The sequence below is a fragment of the Shinella sp. H4-D48 genome (genome assembly GCF_022637395.1).
In the GTDB taxonomy this organism is placed as follows: Bacteria; Pseudomonadota; Alphaproteobacteria; order Rhizobiales; family Rhizobiaceae; genus Shinella; species Shinella sedimenti.
On sequence record NZ_CP093339.1, the window covers coordinates 191,308 to 207,711 of the forward strand.

General features: G+C 60.8%; 17 protein-coding genes. 10 read left to right on the plus strand and 7 right to left on the minus strand.

Annotation, left to right across the window (positions count from 1 at the left end; genetic code table 11):
* The first annotated feature begins 74 nt into the window (after window positions 1-74).
* From MNR02_RS21975 to MNR02_RS21995, 5 genes are read left to right on the plus strand one after another with little or no spacing between them, the layout of a single operon-like run.
* Window positions 75-1,025, plus strand: a complete 951-nt coding sequence (locus MNR02_RS21975) for a branched-chain amino acid ABC transporter permease (protein WP_241949864.1) — start codon at window positions 75-77, stop codon at window positions 1,023-1,025.
* Complete coding sequence (locus MNR02_RS21980; protein ID WP_241604485.1) at window positions 1,025-2,020, plus strand: branched-chain amino acid ABC transporter permease; 996 nt, start codon at window positions 1,025-1,027, stop codon at window positions 2,018-2,020. Before MNR02_RS21975 ends, MNR02_RS21980 begins: the two co-directional genes overlap by 1 nt.
* Window positions 2,017-2,847, plus strand: a complete 831-nt coding sequence (locus tag MNR02_RS21985; protein ID WP_241949865.1) for an ABC transporter ATP-binding protein — start codon at window positions 2,017-2,019, stop codon at window positions 2,845-2,847. The genes MNR02_RS21980 and MNR02_RS21985 overlap by 4 nt, the downstream gene beginning before the upstream one ends.
* Complete coding sequence (locus tag MNR02_RS21990; protein ID WP_312409720.1) at window positions 2,771-3,520, plus strand: ABC transporter ATP-binding protein; 750 nt, start codon at window positions 2,771-2,773, stop codon at window positions 3,518-3,520. The genes MNR02_RS21985 and MNR02_RS21990 overlap by 77 nt, the downstream gene beginning before the upstream one ends.
* The gene (locus tag MNR02_RS21995) at window positions 3,513-4,802 is read left to right on the plus strand and encodes an FAD-binding oxidoreductase (RefSeq protein WP_241949866.1); all 1,290 of its coding nucleotides are present in this window, start codon (window positions 3,513-3,515) and stop codon (window positions 4,800-4,802) included. The genes MNR02_RS21990 and MNR02_RS21995 overlap by 8 nt, the downstream gene beginning before the upstream one ends.
* A 19-nt stretch (window positions 4,803-4,821) precedes the next feature.
* Here the strand turns inward: MNR02_RS21995 and MNR02_RS22000 are convergent, their stop codons facing one another.
* The 7 genes from MNR02_RS22000 to MNR02_RS22030 form a co-directional block, all read right to left on the minus strand.
* Window positions 4,822-5,358: a hypothetical protein gene (locus MNR02_RS22000; protein WP_241949867.1), complete on the minus strand. Its 537-nt coding sequence runs from the start codon at window positions 5,356-5,358 to the stop codon at window positions 4,822-4,824.
* Window positions 5,359-5,389: 31 nt separating this feature from the next.
* Entirely contained in the window at window positions 5,390-6,103 is a 714-nt protein-coding gene (locus MNR02_RS22005; protein WP_241949868.1) for an SDR family oxidoreductase, read from the minus strand.
* A gap of 174 nt (window positions 6,104-6,277) precedes the next feature.
* Window positions 6,278-7,012, minus strand: a complete 735-nt coding sequence (locus MNR02_RS22010) for a GntR family transcriptional regulator (protein WP_241604475.1) — start codon at window positions 7,010-7,012, stop codon at window positions 6,278-6,280.
* 120 nt (window positions 7,013-7,132) lie between these two features.
* Window positions 7,133-7,873, minus strand: coding sequence for an amino acid ABC transporter ATP-binding protein (locus tag MNR02_RS22015; protein ID WP_241604473.1), 741 nt, complete (start codon window positions 7,871-7,873; stop codon window positions 7,133-7,135).
* Between the two features lie 11 nt (window positions 7,874-7,884).
* Entirely contained in the window at window positions 7,885-8,997 is a 1,113-nt protein-coding gene (locus MNR02_RS22020; RefSeq protein ID WP_241949594.1) for an amino acid ABC transporter permease, read from the minus strand.
* A 10-nt stretch (window positions 8,998-9,007) separates the two neighbouring features.
* A complete protein-coding gene (locus MNR02_RS22025; RefSeq protein WP_241949595.1) occupies window positions 9,008-10,168 on the minus strand; it encodes an amino acid ABC transporter permease in 1,161 nt (386 codons plus the stop codon).
* 70 nt (window positions 10,169-10,238) lie between these two features.
* Window positions 10,239-11,279 (minus strand): transporter substrate-binding domain-containing protein, encoded by a 1,041-nt coding sequence (locus MNR02_RS22030; protein ID WP_241604467.1) that lies wholly within the window; start codon window positions 11,277-11,279, stop codon window positions 10,239-10,241.
* A gap of 262 nt (window positions 11,280-11,541) precedes the next feature.
* On the opposite strand from MNR02_RS22030, the gene MNR02_RS22035 reads away from it, so the two are divergent.
* From MNR02_RS22035 to MNR02_RS22055, 5 genes are read left to right on the plus strand one after another with little or no spacing between them, the layout of a single operon-like run.
* A complete protein-coding gene (locus MNR02_RS22035; protein ID WP_241949596.1) occupies window positions 11,542-12,513 on the plus strand; it encodes a thiamine pyrophosphate-dependent dehydrogenase E1 component subunit alpha in 972 nt (323 codons plus the stop codon).
* Window positions 12,513-13,490, plus strand: coding sequence for an alpha-ketoacid dehydrogenase subunit beta (locus MNR02_RS22040; protein WP_241949597.1), 978 nt, complete (start codon window positions 12,513-12,515; stop codon window positions 13,488-13,490). The genes MNR02_RS22035 and MNR02_RS22040 overlap by 1 nt, the downstream gene beginning before the upstream one ends.
* Before the next feature lie 14 nt (window positions 13,491-13,504).
* Window positions 13,505-14,809, plus strand: coding sequence for an alpha/beta fold hydrolase (locus tag MNR02_RS22045; RefSeq protein ID WP_241949598.1), 1,305 nt, complete (start codon window positions 13,505-13,507; stop codon window positions 14,807-14,809).
* 10 nt (window positions 14,810-14,819) lie between these two features.
* Window positions 14,820-15,635: a pyrroline-5-carboxylate reductase gene (proC, locus tag MNR02_RS22050; RefSeq protein WP_241949599.1), complete on the plus strand. Its 816-nt coding sequence runs from the start codon at window positions 14,820-14,822 to the stop codon at window positions 15,633-15,635.
* A gap of 24 nt (window positions 15,636-15,659) precedes the next feature.
* Window positions 15,660-16,394 carry an SDR family NAD(P)-dependent oxidoreductase gene (locus tag MNR02_RS22055; protein ID WP_241949600.1) on the plus strand — a complete coding sequence of 245 codons (735 nt, stop codon included), beginning with the start codon at window positions 15,660-15,662 and terminating at the stop codon, window positions 16,392-16,394.
* The last annotated feature ends 10 nt before the right edge of the window (window positions 16,395-16,404 follow it).

Sequence of the window (16,404 nt, forward strand, 5' to 3'; positions counted from 1 at the left end):
GCGATCTAGCGCCGCCGCCGCGCACCGATTCCCGTTCGCCGCGATTGCTGCGAACTCTTCCGGGCAGGACATCCATGCTGGGAACCTTTATTCAACAGACAGTCAACGCTCTGACCATCGGCTCGATCTACGCACTTATCGCGCTCGGCTACACAATGGTCTATGGCGTGCTGCGCATGATCAATTTTGCTCATGGCGAAATGTTCATGCTCGGGGCGTATGCCGCCTTCCTCGTGCTGACGGTGTTCGTCGGCGACATCGGAGCGGTCGGCGCCTTCGGCCTCACATTGGCATTTTTCGGCGCCGTGATTGCCGTCGGTTTCTTCGGTGTCGGCATCGAGAGGCTGGCTTACAAGCCGTTGCGCAACTCGACGCGGCTTGCGCCGATGCTGTCGTCGCTCGGTGTTTCGCTGACACTTGTTACAGGCGTTCAGATCCTTGCTGGTCCGCAACCCGTCGCGTTTCCGAGCTTCTTCCCGACAACACGCTACGACTTAATGGGCGGCACTGTCACGTCGGTCCAGATCGGCATTCTCGTCGCCGCCTTTGTCCTGATGTTCGCACTCTATACGCTGGTCAACCGTAGCCGCATGGGCATCATCGTGCGCGCCGTTTCCGAGAGCCGTCCGACGGCGCAGCTGCTCGGCATCAACGTCAACCTCGCCATCTCGGCGGTGTTCTTCTCCGGTCCTCTGCTCGGTGCGGCCGGTGGCATTCTCTATGCAAGCTACTACGGTATCATGTCGCCGACGATGGGGGCCGTCATCGGGCTCAAGGCCTTCACCGCGGCCATTCTCGGCGGCATCGGCTCCATCCCCGGTGCGATGCTGGGTGCCTATATCCTGGCCTTCGTGGAAGTTGGCGGGACCGCGCTGCTGCCGCTTATTACGAATGGAGTTCTCGGTACGGAATATCGCGACGTTCTGTCCTTCGCCATTCTCATTCTCGTGCTTCTCGTAAAGCCCGCCGGCATTCTCGGTGAGCCCGTATCCGAGGAAAGCATGGTCTATAAGAGGGAGTTCTGATGTCCGTCGCCGGCATTTCCTCATCCGCAAAACCGCAGGCCTCGCGTCTCGTCGCAATTCTCGTGCTTGCGGCCATCGTCGCACTCGTGGCCGCAACGCCGTTCCTGCCAAACTATCATATCCGCGTCGTCAACAGCCTGCTCATCTACATCCTGCTGGGGATCGGTCTCAACATCGTCATCGGCTATACGGGGCTTCTCGATCTCGGCTTCGTGGCCTTCTATGCGGTCGGTGCTTACACCTATGCGCTATTGGCAAGCCCGCAGCTCGATCTTCATCTGCCGTTCCTTCTCATTGTCGGCATTGCCGCCGTGCTGGGCATGATCACGGGCATCCTTCTCGGCATCCCCGTGCTGAAGCTGAGGGGCGATTACCTCGCCATCGTCACGCTCGGCTTTGGCGAAATCATCCGTATCGTCATCAACAATGTCGACTGGCTGACGGGTGGGCCGAAGGGCATCGCGCGACTCGACAAGGCATCCATTCTCGGCGTCGAGATTGCGCGCCCGGTAGAGATCTACTGGCTGCTGCTCGTCACGGTGTTTCTGGTCGGCCTTTTCGTCTGGCGCCTTGAACGTTCGATCCTCGGCAAGGCATGGGCCGCGATACGCGAGGACCAGGATGCCGCGCGCGGCATCGGCATAAACACGACCAATGCCAAGCTCGCTGCCTTCGCCACATCGGCGACCATCGGCGCGATCGCCGGAACGATCTTCGCGGCCTCGCAGCGTTTCGTCAGCCCGGAAAGCTTCACGCTTCAGGAATCTGTCCTGATCGTTCTGATGATCGTCATCGGCGGCATCGGCAACATCCTCGGTATCGTTGCGGGTGCGGCCATTCTCATTCTCTTGCCAGAACTGCTGCGCGAATTCGCCGAATGGCGTATTCTCTTCCTCGGCATCCTGATGGTCGTGCTGATCATTGTGCGCCCGGCTGGCATCGTGCCGCGAACCTTCGGCCCGGAAAAACTCATTCGGGGGCTTTTCGGCAAATGACACTCGTCTTCAAAAACCTGCGCAAGCAATACGGCGCCAATGTCGCGATAAACGATGTCTCCACGGACTTCGCGCCCGGTCTCATCTACGGCGTGATCGGCCCGAACGGTGCCGGCAAGTCGACGCTGATCAATATGACAGCCGGTTCCTACACCGTTTCGGACGGCTCCATTTCGCTGGATGGACATCGCCTCGACGGGATGAAGAAGCACCAGATCGCCAATTCGGGCATCGCGCGGACCTATCAGAATATCCGGCTGTTCGATCAGATGACGGTGCTCGAGAACCTGGAGGTCTGCGCCTATCCTGCCGAAGTGTATAACACCTGGCGGGAGGTGCTTTGGCCACCCTATGGCCGAGAACGTGCCGCTGCGCGCCGCGAAAGCGCAATGGAAATCCTGCGCTTCTTCGGGCTCGAGGGCTATGGAGATGCTGAGGCTGGCAGCCTTCCCTATGGCCGCCAGCGCATGCTGGAGATCGCCCGGGCGTTGGCGATGAAGCCGCGGGTTCTGTTGCTCGACGAGCCGGCCGCCGGGCTCAACCATCATGAGACCGCCGAATTGACCGCAAAGCTCGCCGAACTGCGCTCGCCCGAACGGATCATGCTGGTCGTCGAGCACGACATGGACCTGGTGATGACGCTCTGCGACCGCATCGTGGTCATGCACCACGGTAAACTTCTCTTCCAAGGCACGCCCGCTGAAGTTCAGGCGAGCAGCGACGTTCAACTTGCCTATCTGGGGACCGACAATGACATCGATGACATCAGAGCCGCTGCTCAGGATCGCCGGGCTCAGCTCGGGATACGGGCGCGTCGGCGTTCTTGAAGGCGTCGATCTCGAGGTCGACACCCGCGAGATCGTCGTCATTCTTGGCCCGAACGGGGCCGGCAAGACCACGCTCCTGAACTCCATTTCAGGCGTTGCGCGCCCGACGGCAGGCTCGATCCATTTTGAAGGGCGCGACATCACTGGTGCACGGCCGGAGCAGGTCGTGCGCCTGGGGCTGACACATTGCCCCGAGGGGCGGCAGATCTTCCAGCGTTTGACCGTCGAGGAAAATCTGGTCGCCGCACATATCGGCCGTGCCGGCAAGAGCTTCGAGACGTTGCGTTCCGAAGTGTTCGAACTTTTCCCCGTATTGAAGGAACGCCGCAACGGCATGGCCAGTCGGATGTCCGGCGGTCAGCAGCAGATGCTGGCGATTGGCCGCGCGCTGATGGCGGAACCGAAGCTCCTGATGCTGGATGAGCCGTCGCTCGGTCTGGCCCCGAAGATCGTACACCAGATTTTCCGCATTATTCTCGACCTGTCGAAAACCGGCATGTCGATCCTGCTCGTCGAGCAGAATGTCCAGCTTGCGCTGGAATGCGGCGATTACGGCTACCTCCTGAATACGGGCCGGGTGAAATTGCACGGCCCGGCGCAGGAAATGGCGGAGCATTCGGCGCTTGGCGAGCACTATCTCGGCGGAGCGACCGAGGACACCATTCATGTTTGAGGTCGACTGGAAGACTCCGCACCTGTGGCGGAAGACGACAGTGGCCCGTAAAACCTCTCCGGCATTGACCGGCGATATCGAAACCGAAGTGCTCGTCGTTGGTGGTGGGTTTACCGGCCTGGCCTCGGCGCTCGGTGCTCGTGACAGCGGCGCCGGCGTCGTGCTTCTTGAAGGTAACGAGATTGGTTCGGCCGCTTCCGGACGCAACAACGGCCTCGTCATTTCGCACCATTCCAAGGCCTCGCCGTCGGAACTCGAGAAAGCTTATGGCAAGATCCATGGCGATCGTTTCAACACGCTCGTCGCGGGCGCAGCGGATGTGGCCTTTGGCTTGATGCAGCGTTTCGGCATCAATGCGCATCAGGTCCAGCAAGGCTGGATACAGCCCGCTCATACCGAGGCGACACATGCCCGCGCGCGGCAGTTCCATGATGAGTGGAGGGCTTTTGGCGCACATGTTTCGTGGTTCGACCGCGACGAGGTTTCACGTCGCGTGGGAAGCCGCTATCTCGGCGGATGGATGGTTCACAATTCGGGGCATATCAATCCCTTCGCCATGACAGTGGGACTGGCGGATGCCATCGAGCGCGAAGGCGTGCACATATTCGAGAATACGCGCTGTCTTCGCCTCGAGAAGGCTGAACGCGGTTGGAGGGTCTATACGGCAGCGGGCAGCGTCACTGCGCGCGAAGTCGTCCTCGCCACAAACGCGCTGACGGATGATCTCTGGCCGGGCCTGAAACGCACGCTGATTCCGATGAAGGTCTTTCAGGCGGCGACCGAGCCACTGGCTGACGACATCAAGGCGCAGATCCTCGTCGGTAATCCTGCCGTCTCGGACATGCACAACGACCTGCGCTATTTTCACTACGATTGCGATGGCCGGCTTGTCAGCGGTGCGACGCACACGTTCTGGCATGACGAGGACAGGCGCGGTCGTGCCAAGGTGGCGCGGATGCTGGCGGGCACGTTTAAGCCGCTCGGCGGCGAGCCTCGAATTACGGAATACTGGAGTGGTACCTTTGCGGTGGTGCCGAATCTCAAGCCGCATCTTTATCGGTTGGCGCCCGGCCTCGTCTTCGGGGGGCTTTATTCAGGACGTGGCGTCGCGCTCTCCATGGCGCTGGGGCAAGAGATGGGGCGTTGGGCGACGGGTCGGCGGACGGACGCGGACATGCCACTTCCTGTCACGTCAATGCAGCCGATTGCCTTTCATCCTGTCGCCGTTCAGGTCGCCAATCGCATGCATGCCTGGAACCGAATGAAGGACAGGCGCGCCTGAGCGCGCCTGTGGGCAGAACTCAGCCCGATTTATCGAGATTGCGGAAATAACGAACTTCGATGGCGCGCAGGATATCGCGCGGTTCGTCGTCGTAGCTTTCGGAAAACTGGTCATCACCACACTCGATCGTGATCGCCCAGCGGCCGCGATGCGGATTCAGCGCGCAGTCCGGAAAGTTCATGTGGTGGTGCCACACCTTGCCGGCGTCGTCGATCTCCATGAGGCGGCGCAGGAGCGGCGAGCCATCAAGCAGCGCTTCCTCTGCGCTGGAGGGGTGGCCAGCGTCGAGAATGTCGTCGCCATGCAGCATCCTTACAAGCTGCTTGTCGACCTGCGGGAAGCCGTCGGACGGCGCGATGTAAGCCGTATGCGTCGCGTCATCTTCGACTACCGCGGCGTAACGGCCGTCGAAAGGGTTGAACCGGCAGCCGGGGGACAGCACATGCGAATGCCAGGTCTTGCCTTCGCCTTGCAGGCGCCGGGCGAGCGGCAGGCATTCGTCGAGCGTAATAGTCGTGTAGTTGATGGTACTGTGGTGGGCAGTGCCGTTGCACATGACAAGGCCTTTCTTAGAGAGGGAACAGGGATCAGCTTTTCGAGAAGCGGGTGCCACCGACGACCTGCCGGGTGGGCAGCATCTCGACGATGGAGAGGTCGACGGCCGGCGGGGTTGCAAGCATATGCGAGATCGTCGCGGCGACATCGTCGGGCAGGATGCATTCATAGCCATCATAAAAATCGGCATCCATGTCGAGCTGGTTGTGGATGCCCGTGCGAACGCGACCGAGGCGGATCTCGCCGACACGGACGGGTGTTTCCTGAAGCTCGAAGCGCAGGTTGGCGGCAATCGATTGCATGGCGGCCTTGGTAGCGCTGTAGGCGCCCGGCCCCGCGCCGGGGACGTTGCCGCAGATCGAGCCAAGGAGCACGATGGTTCCGCGCTGCCTTTCAACCATTCCGGGGACGACTGCGCGCAGCACGTTGAAGAGGCCGGTGAGATTGACGGCGAGCAACTGGGCAATCGTCTCCGCAGGCGTCTTGTGAATGGGCAGGTTGGGGCCGAGGATACCGGCGCCGTGGACGAGAACATCCGCGTTTAATCCTGCAAGCGCGGCCTCGACGGCTGCCGCGTCACCGATATCGGCAGCGATGCCTTCGCAGCCATATCTTTCACAGAGTTCATCGAGGGCCGCGCGGCGGGTGCCGACCGCAATGACGCGAAAACCCTCGCTGACCAGTCGCCTGGTAACTGCATCGCCTATACCTCCCGTCGCGCCGGTTACAACTGCTGTTGCCGTCATTCGCTTCCTCCGGGAGGTAGATGTTATTTGTTGTAACATTTAACGCGATGCATTTTTTCGCGTCAAGGATGAGATTGGACATCCGGGCTTTTCTCGAGAAAATTGGAATAGCGGGACAAGCGGCGCCTGGACAGTCGTCTGGCGGTTGCGCAGTACACCCGGCCTTTCAGTGGCTTAACGCGCGGCCTTCTGCCGCCGCTCCGTACTCAGCTGCGCCTTTATCATGTCGACCAGCGTATCGGCCGCAAAATTGATGTCGACGACGACAGCGCTGGCGAGGCGCTCGGGGTCCCGTGATTGAAGTGCGCGCACCATCATGTGATGATTGTTGATGCCCTGCTCGATCTGACCGAACCGGGGATAGATGACGTTGAGATACGAACTGTTCATCATCCAGCGTTTCTCGATCATTCTCACCAGCTCATTCATCCCGCTGGCCCGATAGATCGCGAAGTGGAATTCCCAGTTTAACTCCATGACCTGGGCATAGTCCTTGCGCTCGTTTGCCTGGACCATCAGGTCGTTGATTTCGATGATATGTTCGATTTCCTCGTCGGTGATGCGCAAGGCGGCCTCGCGGGCGGCCAGCCCTTCGAGCGCCGCACGGATCTTCGTGAGCTCGATTATCCGTTCCGTCGTCAGAGTCGGAACATAGACCGAGCCGTTCGAGCGCATTTCCAGGATACCCTCGGCGGCGAGATTGTAGAGCGCTTCGCGGGCTGGCGTCAGGCTGACATCGAGCGCCGTGGCGACGGCGCGAATGGTGAGTTTCTGACCCGGCTTGAAGCGGCCGGCCATGATGGCGCTGCCGAGCTGGGTGCGGACCTGCTGGCCCAGCGTTTCGCTGCGACCGATCGGCGCCAGATCGATACCGGTGAAGGATGCGTCTGCGGTCTTGGTCTTGTTCATATTGTCGCCGGCACCCAAGACGCCTCCAGCCGGATAACTGAGGCGTGTATTGTTATTTGATGCACCACTTTACACGTGATTGCTGGTGGACGGAAAGGGGCGTTAGGCACCTCTCCCCTTTCAGTGGCTGAGTACCTGACTGAGGAAGGTACGGGTGCGTTCGTTCTTCGGATTGTCGAAGAGTTCGGCTGGTCTGCCTTCTTCGACGATCTCGCCCTTGTCCATGAAGATAACCCGGTCGGCAACCTGTCGCGCGAAGCCCATTTCGTGGGTGACGCAAAGCATGGTCATGCCGTCGTTGGCGAGTTCAACCATGACATCGAGCACTTCTTTGATCATCTCGGGGTCGAGGGCCGATGTGGGTTCGTCGAAGAGTAGAATCTTGGGCTTCATGCAAAGCGCGCGGGCAATGGCCACGCGCTGCTGCTGGCCGCCCGAGAGTTGGCCCGGAAACTTCAGTGCCTGCTCGGGAATGCGCACGCGCTTCAGATAGGTCATAGCGGTCGCTTCGGCTTCCTCGACTGGAACCTTGCGGGCAAGCGTCGGCGCAAGCGTGCAGTTTTCCAGCACGGTCAGGTGTGGAAACAGGTTGAAGTGCTGGAAGACCATACCGACGTCGCGCCGGATATGGTCGATATTGCCGATATCGTCATTCAGCTCCGTTCCCAGCACGTCGATGCGGCCTTGCTGGTGTTCTTCCAGGCGGTTTATGCAGCGGATCAGTGTCGACTTGCCGGAGCCCGATGGTCCGCACACGACGATCCGCTCGCCCGAGCGGACATCGAGGTTGATGTCACGCAGGACCTGAAACTTGCCGTAGTACTTGTTCATGCCGGTGATGCGTATTGCGGCTTCGCTCATGAGGGTTTCTTTCAATGCTGGCCGAAACGCATGCGCCGTTCGAGATAGGCGCCATAGCGGGAAAGGCTGAAGACGAACACGAAGTAGACGAGAGCCACGAAGATGTAGACCTCGAAATAGGCGAAGGACCATTCGCCGGTGCCATAGGCGGCATTGCCCGACGCGAGGATATCGAAAAAGCCGATGATGACGATCAGCGACGTTTCCTTGAAGGTGATGACGAGTTGGTTGATCGTCGGCGGCAAAGCATTGCGGAAGGCCTGGGGCAAGATGATGCGGCCAGTTCGATGCCAGTAGCTCAGTCCGAGCGCCTTGGCAGCCTCTTCCTGGCCAACAGGGATGGATTGTATGCCGCTGCGGATGATCTCCGCCTGATAGGCGGCAAAGAACAGGGCAAAACCAATGATGACGCGCCAGATCTTGTCGCCTTGAAGCCAATCCGGCAGGACGAAGGGGAAGATGAGCGCGGCCGTAAACAGGATGGTGATAAGCGGCAGGGAGCGGACACCATCAATGAGTGCACCGGTCATTCTTGAAACGAGCGGCATTTCGGATCGACGAAGCAGCGCCAAGGCAACAGCCATGGGCATGCCGATGAGGACGCCGGCGGCATAGAAGAACACCGTGAGCGTCAGCCCGCCCCAGTCGGCCGGCATAACGACCCGCATGCCAAACAGGCCGCCGCGCATCAGCACATAGAACGTGATGAAACCGGCGCACCAGAGGGTAGAGAGCCGCAGCGGTTTCCAGAACCAAGGCAGGCATGACAGCACGATCGTCGCCACCATGGCAATGCACGCCAGCATGGAGCGCCACTGTTCGTCATAGGGAAACAGGCCGAAGATGATGATGCGCCAGCGCTGTTGGATAACGGCCCAGCAGGCGCCCGCGATGTCGCGGCAGACGGCTGACGTGCCGTCGGGCGAAGCCCACACTGCTTTCAGCACCGCCCAGTCGAGCGCGTGGTAGACGAGATATAGGAGGGCTGCCATGCCCACCAGGGAAATCATGGCGTTGCCGGGCGTTCGGAAATAACGACGGCGCAGGCGCGCCCCCAGCCCGTCAGGCTGGAAGCCGGTATTGAGGGGCTGCGGGTGTGTGTTCACGTCGGAAACGGTTGTCATGGCGCGCTCCTCAGGTTCTCAACTGCGTGCCCTTGAGGGCAATCGCCTTGTTGACGCGGTTGAGGACGAAGGAGAGCGTGTTGTTCATGATCAGGAAGCCGGCCATCAGTATGGCGATCAGTTCCAGCGTCTGGCCGCTCTGGTTGATGGAAACCGAAATGACCGAGAAAAAGTCAGCGAAACCGACGACAATGCCGAGCGTTGTTGCCTTGAAAAGCCAGACATACTGGTTGATCAGGGTCGGCAGCACGGCGCGGATGGCGAGCGGCAGGTGGACGCGGGAAAAGACATGCCAGGGAGCGAGACCAAGCGCGCGCGCAGCCTCCACCTGGCCCTTGCCGACAGACAGGAAACCGGCGCGAATGACCTCTGCAATATAGGCGCCGCCATAGATTGCGGTGGCGATCGCCAGGGCCGAAAGTTCTGGCGGAATGGTGATACCCCCGCGGAAATTCAGGCCTTTCAGCTCTGGTACGGAGAAAATGTCCGATCCGGGTTCGCGGGCATAAGCGAGAATGCCGACCATGACAGCAAGCGTTAGGCCTGCAATGCCGAGCTGCAGCACGCCACGGTTCTTCATACGCTTGAAGCGCCGCGACATGGAGAACCAGGCAAGCAGCGACAGGCCGAACAGCAGTGCCAGCGCGACGGCGGCAAACCACTGGCCGCCGACGTTAAGGCTCGGCACGAACACGCCGCGGGCGGACAGGAAGATGGAATCAAAGACGGAGTAAGCCTGTCTCGTCGGCGGCAGATGAGTGAGCGCCGCATACCAGAACAAGGCCTGGAGAATGAGCGGCACATTTCGAAACGTCTCAATATAGAGAGTGCCGATATCATTGAGTACGCCATTGGAGGAAATTCGGAAGACGGCGATGATCAGGCCTATAATATTGGCCAGGACGATGCTCAGGATACCGAGGAAGATCGTGTTGACGATGCCGACCCACAGCATCCGAAGGTAGCTTTCGAACGGATCGAACGGGATGAGCGAGAAGCCGATCCGAAAACCGGTCGACTTATGAAGGAAATCGAAACCGCTGGTCATGCCTTGGGCGGCAAGCTTCGTCGAGGCCTCATGCACCGCGCCGAAGATGACGAGAGCGAGAATGAGGAGAAACGCCACCTGATAGGCGAGGCTGCGCGTTTTTCTGTTTCTGAACATCTGCATCGGAACACCCCTCCGCTGTCATCGCGGCCGCCGACGCGTGACGCGCCGGCGACCAGCCTTGGGAGAAGGATCAGTCGAGAACGAGCGGATAGAGGATGCCGCCGTTCTTCATCAGGGCGTTTACACCACGCTCGACCTTATAGGGCGAGTCCTTGCCGATGTTGCGGTCCCATATCTGGGAATAGTTGCCGACAGTCTTGATGACATTGTAACCCCAGTCATCATTAAGCCCGAGCGGCGCTCCCATGCCGGGCGTTGCGCCCAGAAGTTTGCCGATGGCGGGCGTCGGCGGGTTGGCTTTCATCTCATCGACATTTTCGCTCGTCACGCCGGCCTGTTCGGCAAGCAGAAGAGCGGTCTGCACCCAGTTGGCGATATCAACCCAATTGTCGTCGCCCTGGCGCATGACGATACCGACGGGCTCGGCCGACAGAACGTCCGGCAGGATAACGAATTCGTCCGGGTTCTTGGCCTCAGTAGCGCGCAGGACGCCGAGTTGCAGATCCCACTCCATCATGGCGTCGCAACGACCGGCGAGGAAAGCGGCGTTGGCTTCTTCCGTCTTCTCGAATGGAACGACGTTCAGCTTGTAGCCGTTCTGGGCCTCGTGCTCTACGGCGTAGCGCTCCATGGTGGTGCCGGTCGGAAGGCAAAGCGTGCCACCGTCGAGATCCTTGGCAGATGTGATGTTCAGGTCCTTGCGCACCATGTAGTGAATCGCGGCCATCATGTAGGGCTGCGCGAACTGTGCGCGGATTTCGGTATCGCGGCTGAACGTCCAGCCGGATGACTTGATGACAAGATCCAGTTCTCCCGACTGGAGCGAAGGCCAGCGCTGTGCCCAGCTGGTCGGCTTGATATCGACGTGACCTTCCCAGGTCCCGAAGATCGCCGTGGAAACGGCGCGGCACAGGTCAATGTCGAAGCCTTTCCAGTTACCTTTGTCGTCCACTTCGGCAAGACCCATGTAGGAGCCGTTATGACCGGTGCAGGCGAGGGCGCCTCGCTCCTTCACCTTTTTCAGGGTGTCGCCGAATTCCGCATGGGCCGGTGTGACCGAAAGCAGAACCGTACCCGCGAGTGCGGCGACAAGTGTCGACTTGATAGACATGGATTCCCCTTTTTTGCTGATGCCGACAAACCGGACCACCCGGCTGTCAAAAGTTATTTGTTATATAATGATCGCGGTTTGTAATTTGTCCAGATGATTCCCGTGGCGGTTGGAAGAATCTTATAAGTGCATGATTATACGCGATTTATTCCGTTTTCTGGAGGGTTTCAGGTTGAATTTTGGCACTTGCATAAAAAAACGAATTGCGCCGATTTTGCATTATGATACGTGTTATAACAAATTAAGGGTCACGAGGATTAAGATGATAAACGCGCCATCCACGGACGAACTGAAGGACATCCACCACAAGATGGTGGTGACGCGTGAATTGGAAGAAGTGCTTGGCGCCTATGCCAAGGAAGGCAAGACACGCGGCCCGATCCACCGCTGCGATGGCCAAGAGGCCGTGGGCGTTGCAGCCTGCGCGGCGCTGCGGGCCGACGATTATGTCTGCACCACCCATCGCGGCCACCATGTCTATGTCGGCAAGGGTCTGACGACGCGCGGTATCGTTGCCGAGATTTTCGGTCGCGAGACCGGATACTGCAAGGGACGGGGCGGACACATGCTGCTTGGCGATGTCAAGACGGGCATGCTCGGCGGCAATGCCATTGTCGGCGCCGGTATTCCAGCCGCTACGGGCATGGCACTGTCCATGCAGATCCTCAAGCAGGACCGCGTTTCGATGGTGGTCTTTGGAGACGGTGCGGCCCAGACAGGCATCTGCCACGAGGCGATGAACATGGCGGGTCTCTGGAAGCTGCCCGTCATTTTCGTGCTCGAGAACAACCAGTACGGCCTGACAGTGCGCCAGGAGGTGCAGTCGCCTGTCGAGGATCTGAGCGTCCGCGCCGCCGGTTATGCGATGCCTGGCGAAATCGTCGACGGCAACGATGTCGAGGCCGTCTACCGCGCCGTTGCCGCTGCCGCCGAAAGGGCGCGCCGCGGCGACGGCCCAACCCTCATCGAAGCCAAGACCTATCGCGTGAAGGGTTTCTCCACATCGGATATGGGCGGTTACCAGTCTGAAGAGGAGATGGCGCCCTGGCTAGAGCGTGACCCGATCAAGCTTTCGGCCGAGAAGCTTTCGGCATTGGTGGGGGCCGACACGGTTGCCGCCATCGAGGCTGCCGCCCGCGCGGAAGTCGCACAGGCTTTCGAGACCGCGCTCTCCGACCCATTCCCGACCTTTGAAATCCATGCCCCCTCGGCCGCCTATTCGGAGACCAAGTAATGACCGTGATGCGTTATGCAGAAGCGTTGAACGCCGCCCTAAGGGAGGAGATGCAGCGCGATCCGAGCGTGTTCCTGTTCGGCGAGGACATCGGGCGATACGGTGGTGTCTTCAAAGTATCCAAGGGATTGCGCGATGAGTTCGGCGATGCGCGCGTGCGCGACACGCCGATTTCCGAGCAGGCGCTCACGGCCATGGCAGTCACTGCCGCCATGTCCGGCACGCGTCCGGTTCTCGAGATCATGTATGCCGATTTTCTGCCCCTGTCGCTTGATGCACTCGTCAATCAGGCTTCAGTCTTCACCTATCTCTGGGAAGGGCAGGTGGATATTCCCTTCGTGCTGCGCACACAGGGTGGTGGTGGTGTGGGCACCGGTGCGCAACACGCCAAAAGCCTCGATGCCATGGTCTGCCATATTCCCGGCATCAAGGTCGTCGCGCCGGCCACGCCTGCGGATGCGAAAGGCCTGTTGAAATCGGCCATACGTGATCGCCAGCCTGTCGTCTTCCTTGAGCACAAGCTGCTCTACAACACGCGCGGTGAAGTGCCCGACGGTGACGATGTGCTCGTGCCGATCGGCAAGGCGAAAACCGTCGTGGAAGGAAAGCATGTCTCGATCTTCGCTTCTTCGAAGATGGTCATTGAGGCTGAGAATGCGGCCAAGCTGCTCGCCAAGGATGGCGTAGAGGCTGAGGTGATCGATCTGCGCACGCTGCGCCCACTCGATCTCGATGCGATCCGCCGGTCCATTGCCAAGACGAACCACGCGGTGGTCGTCAATGAAGGCTGGACTTTCTGCGGCTACGCCTCGGAACTTTCAGCGACGATCATGGAACATTGCTTCGATGATCTCGATGCACCAGTGGCGCGCGTCGCGATGCCCGATATGGCAATTCCCTATTCCGAGCCGCTGGAAATGGCCGTGCTGCCGAACGCGGTGAAGATCGCTGCAGCGGCGAAAAAGGCCCTTGCATAGGCCGGGAGACAGATATGGCAACGCCGATAACCGCGGGCGCAGTCGCCGGCGAATACATGGAAACGTTTGTGATCGTGGAGTGGCGCGTCGGCGTTGGCGATACGGTCGCGGAGGGCGACGTGCTCCTCACCATCGAAACCGCCAAGGCGGCAGTCGATATTGAGGCGCCCAGTGCCGGCGTGGTCAGCGCCATCTTCGCCGAGGCGGACAGCGAGGTACCGGCTGCGGCCGTGCTGTGCCTGATCGGCAAGGATAGCTCAGATGTGGGCTATGATGGCGATGATGCGCCGGTAAAGGGTTCCAGTCTGTCATCCGCGCCGGCACCGGCGATGATGGTGGCTGAGCGTGCCGCGGAGGCGCCGCGTGCGGCGGCGCTCTCCGCGCGCATAATTGCAAGTCCCGCAGCGCGTCGGGCGGCCAGTGCTGCCGGCGTCGATCTTCGCGCCGTCAGAGCGTCCAGCCCGTCCGGCCGCATCAAATTGCGTGACGTTTCCGGGGCATCGCAAAGTGTGCCGGCATTTGCCGCGCCGGTGTCGGCGGGCCTGCCCGCCGATGAAAATGGGCCGCTTGAGGTGCATCGCAGCGGTGCCAAAGGCGGAACGCCCGTTTTCATGATCCACGGTTTCGCCAGCGACTCGCTGTCGTGGTATCCGCTCGATCGTCAGTTGGCGAAGGACCATCCGGTTTACCGTCTCGATCTGCCGAACCATGGCACTTCGCCGAAGCGGCAGATCGGAAGCTTCGCCAATCTGGTGCGGGAGGTCCGCGACGCCTTCGATACTCTGGGCCTCGACGGCGCGCATGTGATCGGCCATTCGCTGGGCGGCGCGCTTGCCCTTGCCCTTGCCGATACGCGGCCCCGCAAGCTGGCCTCTCTAACGCTCTTTGCACCGGGCGGTCTCGGCCCCAAGGTCAACGGTGACTTCATCTCAGGTATTGCTCGCGCCTCGCGGCCCGACAGCCTTGCAGCTTGGCTGAAGGTAATGGTGCATGATCAGAAGCTCATCGATCCCGCCTTCGCCAACGCCGCCTTTGCGGCGCGCGCAGACGGGAACCTTCGTGCCGCGCAATCCCACATGGGCGAGACGCTGTTTGCCGATGGCACGCAGAGCTTCGATCTCGTGGCGGCCCTCCATCGTCTGGAATGCCCGACGCGGATCATCTGGGGTCGCAAGGACCGGGTTCTCGACTGGCACGATGCCTTGCAGGCACCCGGCCATGTCGGCCTGCACTTTCTGCCCGACGTCGGTCACGTGCCGCAGCTCGAGGCGCCGGATCTTTCGCTCGGCATCATCAGTGCCCTGATCAAGAGTGTTTGAGGAGCGATTCATGTCCCACACGCTCCTCCTCGTCGGCTGCGGTAATATGGGTTTTGCCATGTTGCGCGGCTGGCTTCGCGAAGACCCGATGCTCTCGGCTTATGTGGTGGAACCGGTCGATGCGCTTCGTGATCGTGCGGCCGCGGCGGGTGCCGTTGCCGTCTCGCACTTGGGCGATCTACCGCACGATTTAGCGCCCGATGTGGTGTTCGTCGCCGTCAAGCCGAAGCTCGTCGAAACGGTTCTGGCGGGCTGTGCGGACTTTGCCGCGCGGGGTGCGACCTTCGTTTCCGTCGCAGCTGGCGTAACCACGGCATCCATGGCGCAGCGTCTTCCCGCCGGTTCCTCCATTGTCCGCTGCATGCCGAACACGCCAGCTGCCATAGGCGAGGGCATGATGGTTCTCTACGCGTGCGATGGCGTTTCGGCTGCCGCGAAAACCCTTGTGGCGTCGCTGCTGACGACCTCGGGGGTGGTCGCCTGGATCGACGACGAAGCGCAGATGGATGCGGTAACGGCAATTTCGGGCTCCGGACCGGCCTATGTCTTCCACTTCATCGAGGCGTTGACAGAGGCCGCCGTTGCGCTTGGCCTGCCGGCGCAAACCGCTGCATTGCTGGCAAAGCAAACAGTGCGCGGAGCAGGCCGCCTTGCCATGGAGGCTGACGCCGATCCGACGGCGCTGCGCCTCCAGGTCACAAGCCCCGGCGGCACGACGGCAGCGGCCCTGAATGTCTTCATGAGCGATGAGCGTACCGGGAAACTCGTGGCGGAAGCCACGCGAGCAGCCCGCGACCGCAGCATTGAACTTGGCAAATCCAACTGACAGTCAATCTGGAAGGACAACGTAATGATCAGCCTCATAACAGGCGGCGCGCAGGGTATCGGTTTCTCCACGGCAGAACATTTCATCCGTCGCGGCGACAAGGTTTGCGTCCTGGACCGCGCCGGCGTTGCCGAAGCACGTGAGAAGCTCGGGGCTGACGTGCTGGCCATCGAAGGCGACGTCACGAACCCGGTGGATGTCGATGCAGCTGTCGCCCGCACCGTCGAAACCTTCGGCGGGCTCGACACCCTCGTTACGGCCGCAGGGATTGTCGCCGTAGAGCCGGCGCTGGATGTGGCGGCAGACGCTTTCATGCGCATGATGTCCGTCAACGTGCTCGGCAGCTTCCTGCCGGCCCAGAGCGCAGCCCGGTACATGAGCGAGAACGGCGGCGGCAACATCGTCTTCATCGGCTCCGTGTACGGCTCCGTGGGCGCGCCCAAGCGCACGGCCTACTGCGCTTCAAAGGGAGCGGTTCATAACATGATGCAGTCGTTGGCGACCGAATGGGGCCCGCTCGGCATCCGTATCAACGCTTTGGCGCCAACGGGCGTGCGCACGCCCATGGTGCAGGACCTCATCGACAAGGGCATCTACAACATGGCCGGCGTCCGCAACCGCACACCGCTTGGCCGCATCGCCGAGCCGCAGGAAGTCGCAGCGGCGGCTGCGTTCCTTTCCTCGCCCGAGGCCTCGATGGTGCATGGCATCGTGCTTCCCGTCGATGGCGGCTGGATCGCCAACGGCTACACCTGGTGACATTTCCCTA